We start from the raw sequence: 20,832 nt of genomic DNA, 5'->3' as shown, positions 1-20,832 counted from the left end.
TCCATCTCTCCCGCCCGCTTGCCCTGCGCGCAACGCATGGCCGCTTTATTGACAAGGCATATTGCAAGCGCTTCGGATAGATGCATAAATCGATCTAACCCGGAGGGTGCGGGCCTTGAAAACTGGAAAGAGGGGGCGATCTTTTCCATGATGAACCAGGTAAATTCCAGCAACCTGCCCACGCCGGCACTACGCACGTCGGACCCGGAGCAGCTGGCAACCGAGATCCTCGAACGTCTGAAGTACCGCATCGGCAAGGATCCGAAGGTGGCAAAGCCGCACGACTGGCTGACCGCCGCCATTCTCGTTGCGCGCGACCGCGTGACGGACAAGTGGATGGAAGCCACCAAGCGCACCTATGCCGAAGGCTCGAAGCGGGTCTACTACCTCTCGCTGGAATTCCTGATTGGCCGCCTGATGCGCGACGCCATGACCAATATCGGCATCATGGACGAGATGCGTGTGGCGCTGACCTCGCTCGGCGTCGATATCGACGTGATTGCAGAACTCGAGCCGGACGCAGCGCTTGGCAATGGCGGTCTCGGCCGCCTCGCAGCCTGTTTCATGGAATCGATGGCGACCGTCGATGTTCCCGCCTATGGCTACGGCATCCGCTACGTGCACGGCCTCTTCCGCCAGCAGATGGCCGATGGCTGGCAGGTGGAACTGCCGGAAAACTGGCTCGCCCACGGCAATCCCTGGGAGTTCGAGCGCCGTGAAAGCTCCTATGAAATCGGCTTCGGCGGCGCTGTGGAGACGGTCAACGTCGACGAGGAAGTGACCCGTTACGTCTGGAAGCCGGCCGAGCGCGTTATCGCCACCGCCTACGACACGCCCGTCGTCGGCTGGCGCGCCAACCGCGTCAACACGCTGCGTCTGTGGACGGCAACGCCGATCGACCCGATCCTGCTCGACGCCTTCAACGCCGGCGACCACATCGGGGCGCTCCGGGAAAGCAACAAGGCCGAAAGCCTTGCCCGCGTCCTCTACCCGGCCGACGCAACACCGGCCGGCCAGGAACTGCGCCTGCGCCAGGAGTTCTTCTTCTCCTCCGCCTCGCTGCAGGACATCCTGCGCCGCCATCTGCAGCAATATCCGGATTTCACCTCGCTGCCGGATGCCGTCTCCATCCAGCTCAACGACACGCACCCGGCCGTCGCCGTTGCCGAACTCGTGCGCCTGCTGACCGACGTGCACGGCCTCGACTTCGAGCAATCCTGGGAAATCGCCCGGCTGACCTTCTCCTACACCAACCACACGCTGCTGCCCGAAGCGCTGGAAAGCTGGCCGGTGCCGCTCTTCGAGCGCCTGCTGCCGCGGCACATGCAGATCGTCTACGCGATCAACGCGATGATCCTCGGCGAGGCCCGCCGCCAGAAGGCGCACACCGACCAGCAGATCCGCTCGATCTCGCTGATCGACGAAAGCGGCGAACGCCGCGTGCGCATGGGCAACCTCGCCTTTGTCGGCTCGCACTCGATCAACGGCGTCTCGGCGCTGCACACCGAGCTGATGAAGGAAACGGTCTTTGCCGACCTGCACCGGCTCTACCCGACCCGCATCAACAACAAGACAAACGGCATCACGCCCCGCCGCTGGCTGATGCAGTGCAATCCCGGCCTCTTCTCGCTGATCCGCGAGGCGATCGGCGATCGCTTCATGGACGAGACGGAAGCGCTTTCCGAACTCGACGCCTTCGCCGACAACAAGGACTTCCAGGAGAAGTTCGCGGCGGTGAAGCGCGCCAACAAGGTCAAGCTCGCCAAGCTCGTGCAGAGCCGCATGGGCATCCGCCTGGATCCTTCCGCGCTCTTCGACATCCAGATCAAGCGCATCCACGAATACAAGCGCCAGCTGCTCAACATCATCGAGGCAATCGCGCTCTACGACCAGATGCGCTCGCATCCCGAACTCGACTGGGTGCCGCGTGTGAAGCTCTTTGCCGGCAAGGCCGCGCCGAGCTACCACAACGCCAAACTCATCATCAAGCTGGCGAACGACGTCGCCCGCGTCATCAACAACGACCCGGCCGTGCGCGGCCTGCTGAAGGTCGTCTTCGTTCCCAACTACAACGTCTCGCTGGCCGAGGTGATCGTTCCGGCCGCAGACCTGTCGGAACAGATCTCGACCGCAGGCATGGAAGCCTCCGGCACCGGCAACATGAAGTTCGGCCTGAACGGCGCGCTGACCATCGGCACGCTCGACGGCGCAAACGTCGAAATGCGCGACCATGTCGGCGAAGAGAACATCAAGATCTTCGGCATGACGGCGGAAGAGGTCTCCAAGACCCGCGCCGAAGGCCACAATCCGCGCGCCATCATCGAAAGCTCCCGCGAGCTTCAGCAGGCGCTTTCCGCCATCTCTTCCGGCGTCTTCTCGCCGGGCGACAGCGGCCGTTTTGCCGGTCTCGTCGATGGTCTCTACAACCATGACTGGTTCATGGTTGCCGCCGACTTCGATGCCTATGCGAAGGCCCAGCGCGAGGTTGATGCGCTCTGGACCGACCCTCAGGTCTGGTATTCGAAGACCATCCGGAACACGGCGCGGATGGGATGGTTTTCCTCCGACCGGACGATCCGGCAATATGCGAAGGAAATCTGGAGGGCAGGATGACCGAAATTTCCGCCAACGTGACGACCGAAAATGGAGGGGGCGTCCTCTCGGAGGCGGAAATTGCAGCGATCGTCGCCGGCCATCACCGCGACCCGTTTGCAGTTCTCGGAGTGCATGAGATCAAGGGCGGGTTCATCGCCCGCTGCTTCGTGCCCGGCGCAGAGGAGGCCGTGGCCGAAACGCTGGCCGGCAAGGCGATCGGCACGCTCAAGCGCCGCCACGATGCCGGCTTCTTCGAAGGACCGGTAACGCTGATGAAGCGTCAGCCGATCCGGTATCGGCTGAAGAACGGCGGCGGCGACTGGACCGTCATCGACCCCTACAGCTTCGGCCCGGTCCTCGGGCCGATGGACGATTATTACATCCGTGAAGGCTCGCATCTGCGCCTCTTCGACAAGATGGGCGCCCATCCGCTCAGCCACGAAGGCGCGGAAGGCTTCCACTTTGCCGTCTGGGCACCGAATGCGCAGCGCGTCTCCGTGGTCGGCGATTTCAACAGCTGGGATGGCCGCCGCCACCAGATGCGCCTGAGGATCGATACCGGCATCTGGGAAATCTTCATTCCCGGCGTGCCCGAAGGCGTTCCCTACAAATACGAGATCATCGGCAAGAACGGCGAACTGCTGCCCCTGAAGGCTGACCCCTTCGCCCGCCGCTCGGAACTGCGGCCGAAGAACGCCTCGATGACGACGGGCGAGATCGCGCAGGTCTGGGAAGACGAGGCACACCGCAAGTTCTGGGCCAGCACCGATGCGCGCCGCCAGCCGATCTCCATCTACGAGGTGCATGCCGCCTCCTGGCAGCGGCGCGAAGACGGCACGATGCTGAGCTGGGACGAACTGGCCGAACGGCTGATCCCCTACTGCGTCGACATGGGCTTCACCCATGTCGAGTTCCTGCCCGTCACCGAATATCCCTTCGACCCCTCCTGGGGCTACCAGACGACGGGCCTCTATTCGCCAACGGCCCGTTTCGGCGAGCCAGAAGGCTTCGCCCGCTTCGTCAACGGCGCCCACAAGGTCGGCCTCGGCGTCATCCTCGACTGGGTGCCGGCCCACTTCCCGACCGATGCCCACGGGCTTCGCTGGTTCGACGGCACCGCGCTTTACGAACATGAAGACCCCCGCCAGGGCTACCATCCGGACTGGAACACGGCGATCTACAATTTCGGCCGCGCCGAAGTCCTCGCCTATCTCCTCAACAACGCCCTCTACTGGGCGGAGAAGTTCCATCTGGACGGCCTTCGCGTCGATGCGGTCGCCTCGATGCTCTACCTCGATTATTCCCGCAAGCAAGGGGAATGGGTGCCGAACGAATATGGCGGGAACGAAAACCTGGAGGCGGTGCGTTTCCTCCAGCAGATGAACGCCGCCGTCTATGGCAGCCATCCCGGCATCCTGACGATTGCCGAGGAATCCACCTCCTGGCCGAAGGTCTCCCATCCCGTCCATGCCGGCGGCCTGGGCTTCGGCTTCAAGTGGAACATGGGCTTCATGCACGATACGCTGCAATATCTCGCCCGCGAGCCCATCCACCGCAAGCACCATCACAACGACCTCACCTTCGGCCTGCTCTACGCCTTCACCGAAAACTTCGTGCTGCCGCTCTCCCACGACGAGGTCGTGCACGGCAAGGGATCGCTGATTGCCAAGATGGCCGGCGACGACTGGCAGAAATTCGCCAACCTGCGTGCCTATTACGGCTTCATGTGGGGCTATCCCGGCAAGAAGCTTTTGTTCATGGGCCAGGAATTTGCCCAGTGGCGCGAATGGTCGGAGGATCGCGGTCTCGACTGGAACCTCGACGAATATCACATGCATGCCGGCATGCGCCGTCTCGTCAGGGACCTCAACGGCACCTACCGCGCCAAGCCCGCGCTGCATGCGCGCGACTGCGAGGGCGACGGCTTCGAATGGCTGATCGCCAATGACAGCGACAATTCCGTCTTCGCCTGGCTGCGCAAGGCGCCGGGGGAGAAGACGGTGGCCGTGGTGACGAATTTCACGCCCGTCTACCGCGAGCACTACACCATTCCCCTGTCGGCCGAGGGCCGGTGGAAGGAAATATTGAACAGCGATGCAGAGATCTATGGAGGAAGCGGAAAGGGCAACGGCGGAGCCGTTCATGCCGAGAGACAAGCGTCCGGAGCCATTTTGGCGAACATCACCCTGCCGCCGCTGGCGACACTGATGTTCGAACAGGAGTAGGCCGCAGACCGCGCCTCCCGCGCGGACGACGGCAAGATGCAAGAACACGAGGAACGATCGGCCCCAGGGGAACGGGCCGGTGGAACCGGACAACATTCGAATGGGAGGATTACCATGGTCGAAAAACGCATTCAGCCCCTTGCCCGTGATGCCATGGCCTATGTGCTGGCCGGTGGCCGGGGAAGCCGCCTGAAGGAACTCACCGACCGCCGCGCCAAGCCGGCCGTCTATTTTGGCGGCAAGGCCCGCATTATCGATTTCGCGCTCTCCAACGCGCTGAATTCCGGTATCCGACGCATTGGCGTCGCCACGCAGTACAAGGCGCATTCGCTGATCCGCCACCTGCAGAACGGCTGGAACTTCTTCCGCCCGGAACGAAACGAAAGCTTCGACATCCTGCCGGCCTCCCAGCGCGTGTCCGAAACGCAGTGGTATGAAGGCACCGCCGACGCGGTCTACCAGAACATCGACATCATCGAAGACAGCGGCGTCGAGTTCATGGTCATCCTGGCCGGCGACCATATTTACAAGATGGACTACGAGCTGATGCTCCAGCAGCACGTCGATTCCGGCGCCGATGTCACGATCGGCTGCCTGGAAGTGCCGCGCATGGAAGCGACCGGCTTCGGCGTCATGCATGTGGATGGCCAGGACCAGATCATCGATTTCGTCGAAAAGCCCGCCGATCCGCCGGGCATTCCCGGCAATCCGGACATGGCGCTCGCCTCCATGGGCATCTACGTTTTCCGCACCAAGTTCCTGATGGACCTGTTGCGCCGCGACGCCGCCGATTCGAACTCCAGCCGCGACTTCGGCAAGGACATCATTCCCTATATCGTCAAGAACGGGAAAGCGGTGGCCCACCGCTTCACCAAGTCCTGCGTGCGCTCCGATTTCGAGCGCGAGGCCTACTGGCGCGACGTCGGGACCATCGACGCCTACTGGCAGGCCAATATCGACCTGACCCATGTGACGCCGGAACTCGACATCTACGACAGCACCTGGCCGATCTGGACCTTTGCCGAGATCAAGCCGCCGGCGAAATTCGTGCATGACGACGAGATGCGCCGCGGCTCGGCCACATCCTCGCTGATCTCCGGCGACTGCATCATCTCCGGTGCAACGCTCAACCGCAGCCTGCTCTTCACGGGCGTGCGTGTGAATTCCTTCTCGCGCATCGAAAACGGCGTCATCCTGCCGAATGTGAAGATCGGCCGGCATGCGCAGCTGAAAAACGTGGTGATCGACAGCCGCGTCGTCATCCCCGAAGGCCTCGTTGTCGGCGAGGATCCCGAGGAGGATGCACGGCGCTTCCGTCGCAGCGAAAATGGCATCTGCCTGATCACCCAGGCGATGATCGACAAACTGGGTGTGTGATCGATGAAGGTGCTGTCTGTCGCGTCGGAAGTCTATCCGCTGATCAAGACCGGCGGGCTCGCGGATGTCGCGGGTGCGTTGCCGCTGGCGTTGAAACGCCACGGCATCGCCATGCGCACCCTGCTGCCCGGCTACCCGGCCGTGATGCGCAAGATCGGCGAGGCGCGCCAGATTGCCACCTTCGACACCCTCTTCGGCAATCCCGCCGGTCTTCTGGCTGTCGAGCACGAGGGGCTGGACCTTCTCGTGCTCGACGCGCCCTGGCTCTACGACCGCGAGGGCGGCCCCTATGTGGACGCCGCCGGCAGGGACTATCCGGATAATTTCCGCCGCTTTGCGGCGCTGTCGCTGGCAGCATCGGAAATCGCCAACGGCAAGCTCGCCGACTGGCGCCCCGACATCGTTCACGCCCATGACTGGCAGGCGGCGCTCACGCCCGTCTACATGCGCTTCAGTCCCGTCGCGCACTCCGTGCCCTCGATCATGACGGTGCACAACATCGCCTTCCAGGGCCAGTTCGGCGCCGATATCTTCCCGGAACTCGCGCTGCCGCCCGAAGCCTTCTCCATGGAGTTCGTCGAATATTACGGCGATGTCGGCCTGCTGAAGGGCGGCCTGCGCACCGCCCATGCCATCACCACCGTCAGCCCGAGCTATGCGCAGGAAATTCTCACGCCGGAATTCGGCATGGGACTGGAGGGCCTGCTGCAGGCGCGCGGCGACGATCTCGTCGGCATCGTCAACGGCATCGACACCGTTGTCTGGAACCCCGCCACCGACAGCTTCCTTGCGCGCAGTTTCGACGCCGCCACGCTGAAGACACGGATCGAGAACAAGACCGCACTGGCTGCGGAGTTCGGTCTTGAGGCGGGCGATGGTCCGCTCTTCTGCGTCATCAGTCGCCTGACCTGGCAGAAGGGCATGGATCTTCTGGTGGAAGTCATCCCGGAGATCGTCGCCAGTGGCGGGCGCCTCGCCATTCTCGGCTCCGGCGATCCCGGCCTTGAAACCGCGCTCTTTGCCGCCGCCGGCCGTCATCCGGGCCGCGTCGCCATCACCACCGGCTACAACGAGCCGCTGTCCCACCGCATGCAGGCCGGCGCCGATGCGATCATCATTCCCTCGCGCTTCGAGCCCTGCGGCCTGACCCAGCTCTATGGCCTGCGCTATGGCTGCGTGCCGATTGTCGGCCGCACGGGCGGCCTCGCCGATACGGTGATTGACGCCAACGAGGCAGCCCTTCTCGCCGGCGTCGCCACCGGCTTCCAGCTTGCCCCCATCACCGCCGATGGCCTGCGCATGGCGCTGCGCCGGGCATTCCGCGCCTATGCCGACCCAGCCGTCTGGGGCCGCATCCAGGCGCAGGGCATGAAATCTGACGTTTCCTGGGACCGGAGCGCCGGCGACTATGCCGCCCTCTACGCCCGCCTGCTATCCAAAAAAGGCCTGTGACATGATCAAGACCGTTTCCACCACGCCCTACACCGACCAGAAGCCCGGCACATCCGGCCTGCGCAAGAAGGTTCCCGTCTTCCAGCAGCCGAACTATGCCGAAAACTTCATCCAGGCGATTTTCGACAGCCTTGAAGGCTTTGCGGGCGCCACGCTGGTGATTGGCGGCGACGGCCGCTATTACAACCGCGAGGTCATCCAGATCGCCATCAAGATGGCCGCTGCCAACGGCTTCGGCCGGGTTCTCGTCGGTCGCGGCGGCATTCTGTCCACACCCGCCGCCTCGAATGTCATCCGCAAATACAAGGCCTTCGGTGGCATCGTGCTCTCGGCCAGCCACAACCCCGGCGGCCCGACCGAAGATTTCGGAATCAAGTACAACGTCTCCAACGGCGGCCCGGCCCCGGAAAAGGTCACGGACGCCATCTACGCCCGCACCAAGACGATCGACGCTTACAAGATCTCCGACGCCGCCGACGTCAATCTCGATCTTGAAGGCGAACACACGATCGAGGGCACGACCGTGCAGGTCATCGATCCCGTCGCCGACTATGCCGAGCTGATGGAAAGCCTGTTCGACTTCGACGCCATCCGCAAGCACATTGCCGGCGGTTTCCGCGTCGTCTTCGATGCCATGAGCGCGGTCACCGGCCCCTATGCCAAGGAGATCATCGAAAACCGGCTCGGCGCGCCGAAGGGCTCCGTCCTCAACTTCGTTCCGCTGCCGGACTTCGGCGGTCACCACCCCGACCCGAACCTCGTCCACGCCGCCGATCTCTATGAAGAAGTCATGCGCGAGGGCGGTGCCGATTTCGGCGCGGCCTCCGATGGCGACGGTGACCGCAACATGGTCGTCGGCCACGGCATGTTCGTCACCCCCTCCGACAGCCTCGCGATCATCGCGGCCAACGCCACGCTTGCCCCCGGCTACAAGGGCGGCATTGCCGGCATTGCCCGCTCCATGCCCACCAGCGGCGCGGCCGACCGCGTGGCCGAAAAGCTCGGCATCGGCATCTACGAGACGCCGACCGGCTGGAAGTTCTTCGGCAACCTGCTCGACGCCGGCCTCGCCACCGTCTGCGGCGAGGAAAGCTTCGGCACCGGCTCCAACCATGTGCGCGAGAAGGACGGTCTCTGGGCCGTGCTCTTCTGGCTGAACATCTGCGCCGCCCGCAAGGAAAGCGTGAAGGACATCGTGACGGCGCACTGGGCCACCTACGGCCGCAACTACTATTCCCGCCACGATTACGAGGAAGTCGACAGCGACGCCGCCAACGGCCTCGTTGCCGCGCTGCGCGACAAGCTCGCCATTCTGCCCGGCCAGGCCTTCAACGGCCTGACGGTGGAAGCGGCCGACGACTTCTCCTACCACGACCCGATCGACCAGTCGGTCTCCTCCAAGCAGGGCATCCGCATCCTCTTTGCCGGCGGCTCGCGCATCGTGCTTCGCCTCTCCGGCACCGGCACGTCGGGCGCCACGCTGCGCCTCTATGTCGAGCGCTACGAGGCCGACCCCGCCCGCCACGGCATCGAGACCCAGGAGGCGCTGGCCGACCTCATCGCCGCCGCCGACGCAATCGCCGAGATCAAGAAGCGCACCGGCCGCGACGCGCCGACCGTCATTACGTGAGACAACGGGCTGATGGGCGGTGTGGCGTTTGCGGTAACACCCCCCTCTGTCCTGCCGGACATCTCCCCCGCAAGGGGGGAGATCACATGCAGCAGCCCACCCCGGCCTGCCTGAATTGTTTGCACGGCCGGGACGCCGGTGGTGATCGAAGAGCGCGCCATTGACGGATCTCCCCCCTCGCGGGGGAGATGTCCGGCAGGACAGAGGGGGGCGCCCGGCAACGCTCCACCGAAAGGCACACCCTCAATACCCCTGCCGTAATCACCCTCTACGGCCGACAACCATGCCCCCTTGCCCATACACTTCCGCTCGGCCTAAGCTGCCGACTGCATCCCGCCAACCCGTGAACGGACCGGCCCCGGCATGACCGCATCCCCCCTCGGCCCGCAACCGACACCCCGCGGCACGCTGTTCTCGGTCCATTCCCGCGAGGCCGAGCGCATCGAGCTTTGCCTGTTCGATGCCGCCGATGGCCGGGAGGTGCGGCGGATCGCCATGGAGCGCGACGGCGATCTTCACCGGGCGAGCGTCAGCAGCGTCGGTCCCGGCACGCGCTACGGCTACCGCGCCCATGGCCGCTACGACCCCGATGCCGGGCTCTGGTTCGATCCCTCGAAACTTCTGGTCGATCCCTACGCCGTCGAACTGGACCGCCCCTTCCGCTACGATCCGCTGCTCTCGGTCTACGGCCACGACACGGCCGACCTCGTGCCACGCGCCATCGTCGTCAAGGAACGCACCGTCAAGCGGACCGCACCGCGTTTCGCACCGGGCGGCCTCATCTATGAGGTCGCCGTCCGGCCCTTCACCATCCTCAACGCCGATATACCGGAAAAACAGCGCGGCACGGTGGCGGCACTGGCTCACCCCTCCGTCATCGCGCATCTGAAGAGGCTCGGTATCGGCGCTGTCGAACTCATGCCGATCACCGCCTGGATCGACGAGCGACACCTGCCGCCGCTCGGCCTCACGAATGGCTGGGGCTACAATCCGGTCGCGCTGATGGCGCTCGATCCGCGCCTCGTGCCCGGCGGCATGGAGGAACTGCGCCGCACGGTGGCCGCGCTGCACGCCGAAGGCATCGGCGTCATCCTCGATCTCGTCTTCAACCACACCGGCGAGAGCGACCGCTACGGCCCCACCCTTTCCTTCCGCGGCCTCGACAATCGAACCTATTACCGCCATCTGCCGGATCGTCCGGGCGACCTCGTCAACGACACCGGCTGCGGCAACACGATCGCCTGCGACCATCCTGTTGTCACCGACCTCGTGCTCGACTGCCTCCGGCATTTCGTGACGCAGGCCGGCATTGACGGCTTCCGCTTCGATCTCGCCTCCATCCTCGGCCGCGGGCCTGATGGCTTCGATCGCGCGGCGCGGCTGATAACCCGCATGACCACGGACCCGGATCTTGCCGACCGCATCCTGATCGCCGAACCCTGGGACATCGGCCCCGGCGGCTACCAGCTCGGCAATTTCCCCGCCCCCTTTCTGGAATGGAACGACCGCGCCCGCGACGACATGCGCCGCATCTGGCGCGGCGATCGCCACATGGTCGGCGCGCTCGCCACGCTGCTTTCGGGCTCGTCCGACATCTTCGCCCGCAATGGCGGAAAGACCACTCGCAGCGTCAATTTCATCGCCGCCCATGACGGCTTCACGCTGATGGATCTGGTGTCCCACGCGCACAAGCACAACGAGGCCAATGGCGAGGACAATCGCGACGGCCACAACGAGAACCATAGCTGGACCAACGGGGCGGAAGGCGCGACCGACGACCCCGCCATCCTTGCCGCCCGCCGCCGCGATGTCAAAGCGCTGATCTCGACCCTCATGGCAACGCGCGGTACAGTGATGCTGACTGCCGGCGACGAGGCCGGCCGCAGCCAGCGCGGCAACAACAATGCCTATTGCCAGGACAATGCCATCACCTGGCTCGACTGGTCGGCGCTCGACGCCGAGCTTCTGGCCCACACCGCCGCCGTTTCCGCCATCCGCCGCCGTTTCACGGTCTTTTCCGAAAGCAGCTTCTTCACCGGCGACGGCGATGTCGCCTGGTTGACCTTCGACGCCCGCCCCATGAATGTCGGCGACTGGGAAAGCCCGGAGACGGAAAACCTCACCATGCTGCTCGGCACACGTGACCGCGAAACGGCCCTGAATACTCGCCTCGCTGTGGTCTTCAATCGCAGTCTCGTTCCCCGCCAGTTCCGTCTCCCCTCGCCGCTTCCGGGACGCCGATGGGCCGATCTGCTGGGCGGCCGCGCGGCGGGAGGGGTGGTCGAGGCGCGTTCGGTGGCGTTCGTCGTGGAGGTTGGGGAGTAGATGCGGCTTGCGCGATGAGGGCGTGGCTCTACCCCCCTCTGCCCTGCCGGGGCATCTCCCGCTCAAGGGGGGAGATCGGATGGAGCGGCCGGTTTCCCACTTCTCACCTCATCGCAAAACATGACGACTTCCGAGGACAATGCGAGTGCACCCTGCGAATCTCTCCCTTGCAGGGGAGATGTCCGGCAGGACAGATGGGGTGTCCGGTACCCGGCAAACGATGAACCACAACCCAAGGCCCACACCATGCCCAAAGACATATCGCTCAACGATATTCCGGCGCTCATCGGAACGGAGATCGGTACATCCGACTGGATCACCGTCGATCAGGCAATGATCGATCGTTTCGCCGCCGCGACGCTCGACGACCAGTTCATCCACACCGATCCGGTGCGGGCGGCGCAAACGCCGTTCGGCGGCACGATCGCGCACGGGTTCCTGTCGCTCTCGCTGCTCTCCGCCATGAACTATTCCGCAGTGCCGCGCATCCGCGAGCAGATCATGGGGATCAATTACGGCTTTGAGAAAGTGCGTTTCGTGACGCCGGTAAAATCCGCCGCGCGCGTGCGCGGCCACTTCACGCTCGCCGAGGCCCGCTTCCGCGGCGCGGCCATGCTGATGCTGACCTATGATGTCAGCGTGGAGATCGAGGGCGAGCGCAAGCCGGCGCTGACGGCGACATGGACGACGATCGCGCAGTTCGACCCGAAGGATCGTCCGGAGGGGGTGTGAGGCGGGTGCACATGGGGGGCGTGGAACGCCGTTCCACACCACACCTCCGTCATCAAGCCTGTTCGCACACCACGCAGCGGCGGTGAGATACGCGACGGTTCCTCACCCACCGTCATCCTCGGGCTTGACCCGAGGATCCACAGCCACACCCGCAAGTGCTTGAAAAGATGGATCCTCGGGTCAAGCCCGAGGATGACGGTGGACGGGGAAGCGGCTGAAAACGATGGAGCACGCCGCAGCCCAGACCGCAGCGCGCACCCTCAACCCGTTGCCCCTCAGAGCGCCGCGTCTTCCGCACCCTCCGCCAAGATACCGAAGGCGTAGGGCGCAAAGGAGCGCCAGCATTCCACGCGGTAATCCTCGGCACCCGTCCGGTAGAGCACCATCTCGATCTTGCCGAGCACGCTGCGGGCTGCCGCGCCGACCGGGAAGACGGCGTCGGTGAGGTCGAGCGGGCAGGCGCTGTTGATGGCTGCGGCAGCGCCCGGGCCGGAGACCAGCACCGCCGTGTTGCGGTGGGAAATGTCGGTCGCCGAATGCAACACGCCGACGCCGGCGACGGCTGCCATCAGGTCGGCTTCCGCCTCATCGATCACCAGCCACTCGTCCGGACCGAGCCAGAGCGCATGGCGGCCATTGCCGCTGGCCGAGTGCTTCGGCCGCGTCGGAAGGTCGAGGCCGAGCGCGGCAGACAGCGCCGCGACAGCATCGGGCTTGGCCCGCAGCGAGATCCGCGTGGCAGGCTTTGCCGGGGCGACATGGGCGACGGCGGAGCCGCCATGGACGCCGGAGAGAACCGGACGACGCTGGGCGATTACGGGATCAGCCATGGATGCGGCCTCCTTCCTTGTCAAAGAACACCATCTCGCTCACCTCGACGGCGATCGTGCGATCAGCCATCGGCACGTAGAGCGTCTGCCCCAACCGCGCCTTGCCACCGGCGACCAACGCCATGGCAATCGAGCGGCCGCAATTTTCCGACCAGTAGGACGAGGTGACATGGCCGAGCATGGTCATCGGCACTGGCTCGTTCGGGTTGGCGACGATCTGCGCACCTTCCTCCAGAACCTCCTTCGGATCCTTGGTGAGAAGACCGACCAGCTGTTTGCGGCCCTCGGCAACGAGGTCCGGGCGCTTCAGGCCGCGGATACCGACGAAGTCGGGCTTCTTCTTGCCGATGGCCCAGCCGAGGCTGGCGTCGTCGGGCGTCACCGTGCCGTCCGTATCCTGGCCGACGATGATGTAGCCCTTTTCGGCGCGCAGCACGTGCATGGTTTCCGTGCCATAGAGGCAGGCGCCCATCGGCTCGGCCTGGGCCCAGATGGCCTCCAGCACCGACTGGCCGTAATCGGCGGGAACGTTGACCTCGAAGCCGAGTTCGCCGGTAAACGACATGCGGAACAGCCGGGTCGGCACGCCGCAGATCTTGCCCTCGGCCACGCTCATATGCGGGAAGGCCTCGTTGGAAAGATCAATGCCCTCGACGAGCGGCGCGATGATCTCGCGCGCCTTCGGGCCCTGCACGGCGATCACGGCCCACTGCTCCGTGGCAGAGGTCAGCCACACGTCGAGATGCGGGAATTCCGTCTGCAGATAGTCTTCCATGTGGTGCATGACGCGCGCGGCACCGCCGGTCGTCGTGGTCACGTGGAAGCGGTCCTCCGCCATGCGGCCGACGACGCCGTCATCATAGATGAAGCCATCCTCGCGCAGCATGATGCCGTAGCGGCAGCGGCCCGGCTTCAGCGTGTCCCAGCCGTTCGTGTAGAGCAGGTTGAGGAACTTCGCCGCATCGGGCCCCACCACCTCGATCTTGCCGAGCGTCGACGCGTCGAAGATACCGGCCACCTTGCGCACCGTCACGCACTCGCGGTCCACCGCCTTGTGCATGTCTTCCCCGGCGCGCGGATAGTACCAGGCGCGCTTCCAGTTGCCGACATCCTCGAAGACGGCGCCCTTGCCTTCCTCGAAGGCATGCAGCGGCGTCTTGCGGGCGGGATCGAAGAGATCGCCGCGCGAATGGTTGATCAGCGTGCCAAAGGTGACGGGCGTATAGGGCGCACGGAAGGTCGTGAGACCGATCTTCGGGATTTCGCGCCCCAGCGCCTCGGCCGCGATTGCGAGGCCGTGAATGTTGGAGAGCTTGCCCTGGTCCGTCGCCATGCCGTTGGTGGTGAAGCGCTTGATGTGCTCGATCGAGTGCATGCCTTCGCGCACGGCCAGACGAATGTCCTTGGCGCAGACATCGTTCTGGAAATCGATGAAGGCCTTGACCGTCGTATCCGGGCCAGCCCCTTCGGCCGCACCGGCCATGCCGCCGGTCCATTCGAAGGCATTGGTGCCGGAGATGACCGGGGCTTCGCCGCCCGCAAAGCCGCCCTTCGCCGCACGATCCCGGCCGGCCGCGATGGCCTCGTCGATCGTGGCCTGCAGGCCGTTGGTGCCGTTGCAGGCGCCGACGGAAATGCACTCCTGCACATAGGTGCCCGGCAGGAAGCGCTGGCTTTCCGCATCATAGGCCACCTTGCCGCGCGACTGCGAGAAGAGGTGCACCGACGGCGTCCAGCCGGAGGACGTGATCAGCGCATCGATGCGCATGGTGCGCGAGGAGCCGCCGCCATTGCGGGCGACCGTCATGGAGGAAACGCGCAGCTTGCCGGCTGTGTCGATGACGGAATGGCCCGTCAGGACCTCGATGCCGAGACGGCTCGCTTCCGCAAGCACCGCCGCACCCGGCTGCTGCCGGCAATCGACGATGGCGGGAATGGAAATGCCGGCCCGCTTCAGGTCGAAGGCGGCCTCATAGGCCGAATCGTTGGCCGTATAGACGCCGACATTGCGACCGACGGCGACACCGAAATGGTTGAGATAGGTGCGGGCGGCCGACGCCAGCAGGATGCCGGGACGGTCGTTGTTGGAAAACACCATGTGCCGCTCGATGGCGCCGGTGGCGATCACCACCTGCTTGGCGCGCACCTGCCACAGGCGCTCACGCGGCTGGCGGCGATCCGGCTTGGCAAGGTGATCCGTCACCCGCTCCACGAGGCCGAGGAAATTGTGCTCGTAGTAGCCGAACGCCGTGGTGCGGGTCAGCACCGTCACATTGTCCATGGCGGCGAGTTCGGCAGCAACGCCCTGGGCCCAGTCGAAGCCCGGCTTGCCGTCGATCATGACGCTGGTGTCGAAATGCAGTGCACCGCCGACTTCCGGCTGCTCGTCGCACAGGATGACGCTGGCACCCGTCTTTGCAGCCGCGAGCGCAGCCGAAAGACCGGCAACACCGGCACCGGCCACCAGCACGTCGCAATGGGCGTAGCGGCCGGCATAGTGGTCCGGGTCCGCCTGGTCGGGCGAGACGCCAAGACCGGCGGCCGCGCGGATCTGCGGCTCGTAAAGATGCTTCCAGGCCTTCTTCGGCCACATGAAGGTCTTGTAGTAGAAGCCGGCCGCGAAGAAAGGCGAAAGCAGGTTGTTGATGCCGCCGACATCGAAGGAAAGCGAGGGATAGCGGTTCTGCGAGGCGATCGTCACGCCGTCGAAGACTTCCTGCACCGTGGCGCGCACGTTCGGCTGCCGGCGCGCGGCATCCCGCTGCACGTCGATCAGCGCATTCGGCTCTTCGGGGCCGGCCGACACCACGCCGCGCGGGCGGTGATACTTGAACGAGCGGCCCATCAGGTGCACGCCGTTGGCAAGGAGCGCGGAGGCGACCGTGTCGCCTTCGAGCGCGGTATAGGGGCGACCGTCGAAGGTGAAGCGGGCGGTCTTGGCGGGCGTCAGGCGACCGGCGCCGGGAATACGATTCGCACCGCTCATTTTGCCGCTCCTTCCTGGGTGATGGGCTGCGCGACGGGCGCGGTCCCCGGCAGCGTCGGCTTCGGCTCGCCGGCCTTGTAGGTCATGACGAACTTGTCGGAGACGGTGTGGCGCACCGCATTGAAGAAGCGGCCGCAGCCATGGATGTGGCGCCAGCGCTCGTAGATCAGGCCCTTGGGATTGTCGCGCAGGAAGAAATATTCAGCGAAGGCTTCGTCGGAGATCTCGGCAATGTTTTCCGGCCGGGCGATATGGGCCTCGCCGACGGAGCGGAATTCGAGCTCGGAACGATCTTCCTCGCAATAGGGACAACGGATGAGAAGCATGAACGAACTCCCGAGAATCAGTGCGCGACGGCGGCAGCGGCCGCTTCGTCGATCAGGCGGCCCGTGCGGAACCGGTCGAGCGTGAAGCCTGCACCATGCCGGTGCGGCTCGTCGCGGGCGATGAGATGCGCAAACAGATGCGCCGAGCCCGGCGTGGCCTTGAAGCCGCCCGTGCCCCAGCCGCAATTGACATAGAGGCCGCCGACCGGCGTCTTGGACTGGATCGGCGAACGGTCCGGCGTGTTGTCGGTGATGCCGCCCCACTGGCGCATCATCTTCACGCGCCGGAAGATCGGGAAGAGCTCGCAGATGGCATCCAGCGTATGGGTGATGATCTGCAGGCCGCCGGTCTGGGAGTAAGAGACGAACTGGTCCGTGCCGGCACCAATGACTAGCTCACCCTTGTCCGACTGCGAGATATAGGCGTGCACCGTGTTGGACATGACCACGCAGGGGAAGATCGGCTTCATCGGCTCGGAGACGAGCGCCTGCAGCGGATTGCTCGTCAGCGGCACGCGCACATCGGCCATTTCCATGATCTGCGTATTGTGCCCCGAAGCCGACACGCCGATCTTGCGGGCGCCGATGAAGCCGCGGCTCGTCTCGACACCGGTGACGCGGCCATCGGGACCACGGCGGATGCCGGTCACTTCGCAGTTCTGGATGACATGGACGCCCATGTCGGAGGCCGCGCGCGCATAGCCCCAGGCCACCGCATCGTGGCGCGCCGTGCCGCCGCGGCGCTGCAGGGCAGCACCGTTCAGCGGATAGCGGGCGGAAGCGGAAATATCGAGCGGCGGGCAGAATTCCTTCGCCTGCTCGGGCGTCAGCCACTCATTGTCGATGCCGTGCAGGCGGTTGGCGTGGATGTGGCGCTTGAAGACCTGCTTGTCATGCACATTGTGCGACAGCATCATCACGCCGCGCGGCGAATACATGACGTTGTAATTGAGCTCCTGGCTGAGGTTTTCCCACAGCTTGAGCGAATGCTCGTAGATCCCCATGCTCTCGTCATAGAGATAGTTGGAGCGGATGATGGTGGTGTTGCGGCCCGTGTTGCCGCCGCCGAGCCAGCCCTTCTCGATCACGGCGACATTGGTGATGCCGTGCTCCTTGGCCAGATAATAGGCCGCACCCAGCCCGTGGCCGCCGCCACCGACGATGATGACGTCATATTCCTTGCGGGGTTCGGGCGAGGTCCACTGGGCCTCCCAGCCCTTGTGCCCGCGCAGCGCCTCACGCGCCACGGCGAATACAGAATATTTGCGCATCAGCCTTCCATGCTCCCCGTTTGTGGGTGTCTCTTTGTCGAGCGTCTCGATGAGCCCTAGAGATGACAAATCTGCGGCGCTCGCAACGTCTCTTTTGCGACGCAAACAGACGCGACCTGTGCGCCATGCGACATCGCCGGTCACGACGGCACCAAGGCTCGACCCGAGAGCGTCAGCGCTTGATGACAAAGGCAATGCACCGTAACAAAACGGTCATGAGCGCCCAGCGGCGGCTGGACTTTGGCGCACCGATCTGGTATCCGCTCTCCCAATCGTAAAGCCGTCGGCTTGGGCGATCGCCATTTTATTGCCTCGCGATCATAGGGCTGAGGCGACAACACGAACGAAGGAACGGGTTTAAACGTGCAGGTACTTGTCCGCGACAATAACGTTGATCAGGCTCTCCGCGCTCTCAAGAAGAAGATGCAGCGCGAAGGCATTTTCCGTGAAATGAAGATGCGCGACTACTACGAGAAGCCCTCGCAGAAGCGCGCTCGCGAAAAGGCCGAGGCTGTTCGTCGCGTCCGCAAGCTGGCGCGCAAGCGGGCCCAGCGCGAAGGTCTCGTGACCCGCTGATCCGTCGTCTTTTCGACGTTTTCAGATGCAATTCCGGGCGGGGGCGTCATTCGCCACCGCCCTTTTTGTGAGTGGTCCCGTTCTGGCCCGTTGTTTTTCGTCCGGGCCGCGACGATCGCCATGGAACGACCGGATTGCCGGAGCGTTTCGCCACGCCGGATGCCCGTATGGCCCGGCCCGACTGCCGCCGCTGCCGGCGGGCAAATTGCCGGAAGGCACCGAAGCAGCCGCAAGGCTCTGGTTACCGTCGCATTGAGGGAAACACATTGACATCTGCCGCACTTCTTTCGGACCGGTCCGCCGCCGCCACCACGCCAGCCACCACCGGCAAGACCCGCACGCGGGCCTTCGCGATCGGCCTCGGCGTCGCCGCCATGCTGGCGCTTGCCGGCTGCCAGACCGCCGATACGAGCGAAGCCGTCATCAAGCTGGATCGCGCCCAGGGCTCTGAGGAAAACATCGCCTCGCTGTCGAGCGTGATCGCCGCCAATCCGCAGGATCCGGAAGGCTACAATGTACGCGGCTCCGCCTATGGCCGCGCCGGCGAATTCCGCCGCGCCATCGCCGACTTCAACCAAGCGATCCAGCTCAATCCGCGCTTCTACCAGGCCTATGCGAACCGCGCGCTGGTCAACCGCAACCTCGGCAACCAGAAGGAAGCGCTGGCCGACTACAACAGCGCGCTGCAGATCAACGGCAATTACGACGTGGCCTATATCGGCCGCGGCAATCTCTATCGTCAGGTCGGCCAGCTGGACTCTGCCTTCAACGACTTCAACAAGGCGATCAGCCTCGACACGACCGACCCGCGCGCTTACCACAATCGCGGCCTGATCTATCAGGCACGCAACCAGCACGCCCAGGCGATCGAGGACTTCTCCAAGGCGATCTCGCTGTCGCCCTCCTCGCCCGAGCCTTATAACGGCCGCGGCATTTCCTACCTGGCACAGAACGACGACGACAACGCCTTTTCCGACTTCAACACGGCGATCAACCTGAACGGCAATCTGGCCGAGAGCTGGGCCAACCAGGCTCTGGTCTACGAACGCCGCGGCGAACGCGAGAAGGCCAAGCGCTCCTATTCGCAGGCGCTGCGCCTCGACCCGAAGTACGAACCGGCCCGCGCCGGCCTTGCCCGCGTCAAGGGTCCGGCCGCCTGATCGGCAATCGATTGTCATTCTCGACAGAAACGCCGTGGCGACACCTTCGCCACGGCGTTTTGCTTTCCGGCTTCCCACAAACGAAGCCGGCCGCCCCTTTCGGAGCGACCGGCTCATAATCGACCGTGATGAAAGCGATCAGCGCGTCAGGACAATGCCGCCGACCGTCAGGAGAATGAAGAGCACGAGCGCCGAGAAGAAGCCGGCGCTGGTGAAGAAACCGGCGGCCATGGCCACGACAAGCGCCACGCAGATGATGGTGCCGTTCTTGGCGCCGCTGACAAAGAGCGCATAGGTCTTGTCGTGCTCGGCATAGTCCATTTCCGCGCCCGTTTCGGCCGGTCCGTGATGATGTTCCGCCATTCAATCTCTCCCGAAGATGCAAGGGGACCGAAACCCGCCCGGCTCGGCCCGAACACGACTACCCGCTTCCCTCAGCAAAAAGCAGGCCTCTCTTTGCCCATACACAATGCAGCGCCGCTTCGCAACGGATCGACCGTGTCGCGGCCCGTGGACGCGCGATCAGACGCTCAGCCGAACCAGCCGCGCCCCGTTTCCACCGCTCCGCCCACCAGGGCAGGTCTCCTGCGCGCCAGACGTGCCGTCGGCTTGATGGTGATCGGACGCGGCGTCGCCGGATCGTCAGGCTCGAACATCATGCGCTGTTCGAAAAGCCGCGAATCGAAGACGGGATAACGGGTGTAGAGCCAGCTCCTGATCTCGCGCACCCGCGCCATCAGCAGGGCGCCGTCGGCATTGTAGATGCCGAGGTTCTTGCGGCAGGCGACCAGCGTCTCCGCCGCAAAGGTCCGGCGATAGAAGGCCGCATGGCGCGGCCGGCAGGCCGTCAGGCAGCCATCCACATCGAAATATTCCGACGCCATGCACGCGACGCGCAAGGTGAGATAGGGCACCGCCACCACCTCCTCGCCATCCATGTCGGGATCGGCGGCAAAGCGGCCCGGATCGATCAGCGTCAGGCCGCGATCGAGCAGGTCGTCGATCTCCTGACCGAAGATGACGCCGGCCGTGCTTGCCCGGTGCTCCGGCGTCACATGATGCACCCTGACCGTGCTGATCAACCGCTCGTCAAGGTAGATGCCGAAGACGAAGGCGTGATCGTCGAAATCCAGCGGATCGACAAGGGTCGAGCCGGTGAGCGGCATCAGGTCCACGGCCTTGTAGGCGCGATAGCGCAGCCGCGCGATATCCTCCATGTCCTCGCCGGTTTCGACGCGCCGATATTCGACACGGTCAAGAAGCGTAAGCAGTCTTTCCGAAAACTGCGATGCGACGCCAGACAGCGCATCCATCCCCATCAACCCCGTTAGCATTAACTATTTGTTA

The 20,832-nt window shown here is 64.6% G+C and carries 15 protein-coding genes; 9 read left to right on the top strand and 6 right to left on the bottom strand.

Annotation, left to right across the window (positions count from 1 at the left end; translation table 11 throughout):
* The first annotated feature begins 150 nt into the window (after window positions 1–150).
* The 7 genes from ACED18_RS11680 to ACED18_RS11650 all read left to right on the top strand — a co-directional run bounded on the left by ACED18_RS11680 (window position 151) and on the right by ACED18_RS11650 (window position 12,336).
* Window positions 151–2,613 (top strand): glycogen/starch/alpha-glucan phosphorylase, encoded by a 2,463-nt coding sequence (locus tag ACED18_RS11680; RefSeq protein WP_377292374.1) that lies wholly within the window; start codon window positions 151–153, stop codon window positions 2,611–2,613.
* Window positions 2,610–4,820: a 1,4-alpha-glucan branching protein GlgB gene (gene glgB, locus ACED18_RS11675; RefSeq protein ID WP_377292297.1), complete on the top strand. Its 2,211-nt coding sequence runs from the start codon at window positions 2,610–2,612 to the stop codon at window positions 4,818–4,820. Before ACED18_RS11680 ends, glgB begins: the two co-directional genes overlap by 4 nt.
* Before the next feature lie 114 nt (window positions 4,821–4,934).
* On the top strand, window positions 4,935–6,197 hold the full coding sequence (glgC, locus tag ACED18_RS11670) for a glucose-1-phosphate adenylyltransferase (protein ID WP_377292295.1): 1,263 nt from the start codon (window positions 4,935–4,937) through the stop codon (window positions 6,195–6,197).
* 3 nt (window positions 6,198–6,200) lie between these two features.
* Entirely contained in the window at window positions 6,201–7,649 is a 1,449-nt protein-coding gene (glgA, locus tag ACED18_RS11665) for a glycogen synthase GlgA (RefSeq protein WP_377292293.1), read from the top strand.
* 1 nt (window position 7,650) lies between these two features.
* Window positions 7,651–9,279 (top strand): alpha-D-glucose phosphate-specific phosphoglucomutase, encoded by a 1,629-nt coding sequence (locus ACED18_RS11660; RefSeq protein WP_377292291.1) that lies wholly within the window; start codon window positions 7,651–7,653, stop codon window positions 9,277–9,279.
* Window positions 9,280–9,642: 363 nt separating this feature from the next.
* On the top strand, window positions 9,643–11,604 hold the full coding sequence (glgX, locus tag ACED18_RS11655) for a glycogen debranching protein GlgX (protein ID WP_377292289.1): 1,962 nt from the start codon (window positions 9,643–9,645) through the stop codon (window positions 11,602–11,604).
* Window positions 11,605–11,850: 246 nt separating this feature from the next.
* On the top strand, window positions 11,851–12,336 hold the full coding sequence (locus ACED18_RS11650) for a MaoC family dehydratase (protein ID WP_377292287.1): 486 nt from the start codon (window positions 11,851–11,853) through the stop codon (window positions 12,334–12,336).
* 275 nt (window positions 12,337–12,611) lie between these two features.
* Here the strand turns inward: ACED18_RS11650 and ACED18_RS11645 are convergent, their stop codons facing one another.
* The 4 genes from ACED18_RS11645 to ACED18_RS11630 are packed head-to-tail and all read right to left on the bottom strand — an operon-like array spanning window position 12,612 to window position 17,749.
* Window positions 12,612–13,166 (bottom strand): sarcosine oxidase subunit gamma, encoded by a 555-nt coding sequence (locus ACED18_RS11645; protein WP_377292285.1) that lies wholly within the window; start codon window positions 13,164–13,166, stop codon window positions 12,612–12,614.
* Window positions 13,159–16,152: a sarcosine oxidase subunit alpha gene (locus tag ACED18_RS11640; protein ID WP_377292283.1), complete on the bottom strand. Its 2,994-nt coding sequence runs from the start codon at window positions 16,150–16,152 to the stop codon at window positions 13,159–13,161. The genes ACED18_RS11645 and ACED18_RS11640 overlap by 8 nt, the downstream gene beginning before the upstream one ends.
* The gene (locus ACED18_RS11635; protein ID WP_377292281.1) at window positions 16,149–16,478 is read right to left on the bottom strand and encodes a sarcosine oxidase subunit delta; all 330 of its coding nucleotides are present in this window, start codon (window positions 16,476–16,478) and stop codon (window positions 16,149–16,151) included. Before ACED18_RS11635 ends, ACED18_RS11640 begins: the two co-directional genes overlap by 4 nt.
* Window positions 16,479–16,495: 17 nt before the next feature.
* Window positions 16,496–17,749, bottom strand: coding sequence for a sarcosine oxidase subunit beta family protein (locus tag ACED18_RS11630; protein WP_377292279.1), 1,254 nt, complete (start codon window positions 17,747–17,749; stop codon window positions 16,496–16,498).
* A gap of 363 nt (window positions 17,750–18,112) precedes the next feature.
* Here ACED18_RS11630 and rpsU point away from each other — a divergent pair, with 363 nt between their 5' ends.
* Window positions 18,113–18,325 carry a 30S ribosomal protein S21 gene (gene rpsU, locus ACED18_RS11625; RefSeq protein WP_149739388.1) on the top strand — a complete coding sequence of 71 codons (213 nt, stop codon included), beginning with the start codon at window positions 18,113–18,115 and terminating at the stop codon, window positions 18,323–18,325.
* A 353-nt stretch (window positions 18,326–18,678) separates the two neighbouring features.
* Window positions 18,679–19,485 (top strand): tetratricopeptide repeat protein, encoded by an 807-nt coding sequence (locus ACED18_RS11620; RefSeq protein WP_377292372.1) that lies wholly within the window; start codon window positions 18,679–18,681, stop codon window positions 19,483–19,485.
* A gap of 138 nt (window positions 19,486–19,623) precedes the next feature.
* Here the strand turns inward: ACED18_RS11620 and ACED18_RS11615 are convergent, their stop codons facing one another.
* On the bottom strand, window positions 19,624–19,848 hold the full coding sequence (locus ACED18_RS11615; protein ID WP_377292276.1) for an aa3-type cytochrome c oxidase subunit IV: 225 nt from the start codon (window positions 19,846–19,848) through the stop codon (window positions 19,624–19,626).
* A gap of 167 nt (window positions 19,849–20,015) precedes the next feature.
* Entirely contained in the window at window positions 20,016–20,798 is a 783-nt protein-coding gene (locus ACED18_RS11610) for a hypothetical protein (RefSeq protein WP_377292274.1), read from the bottom strand.
* Window positions 20,799–20,832 lie beyond the last annotated feature (34 nt).

The sequence above is a fragment of the Rhizobium sp. SG2393 genome, assembly GCF_042610495.1.
Classification (GTDB): Bacteria; Pseudomonadota; Alphaproteobacteria; order Rhizobiales; family Rhizobiaceae; genus RU20A.
Note: the sequence above shows the minus strand (reverse complement) of the source record. Positions and strands in the feature narration are given on the sequence as shown.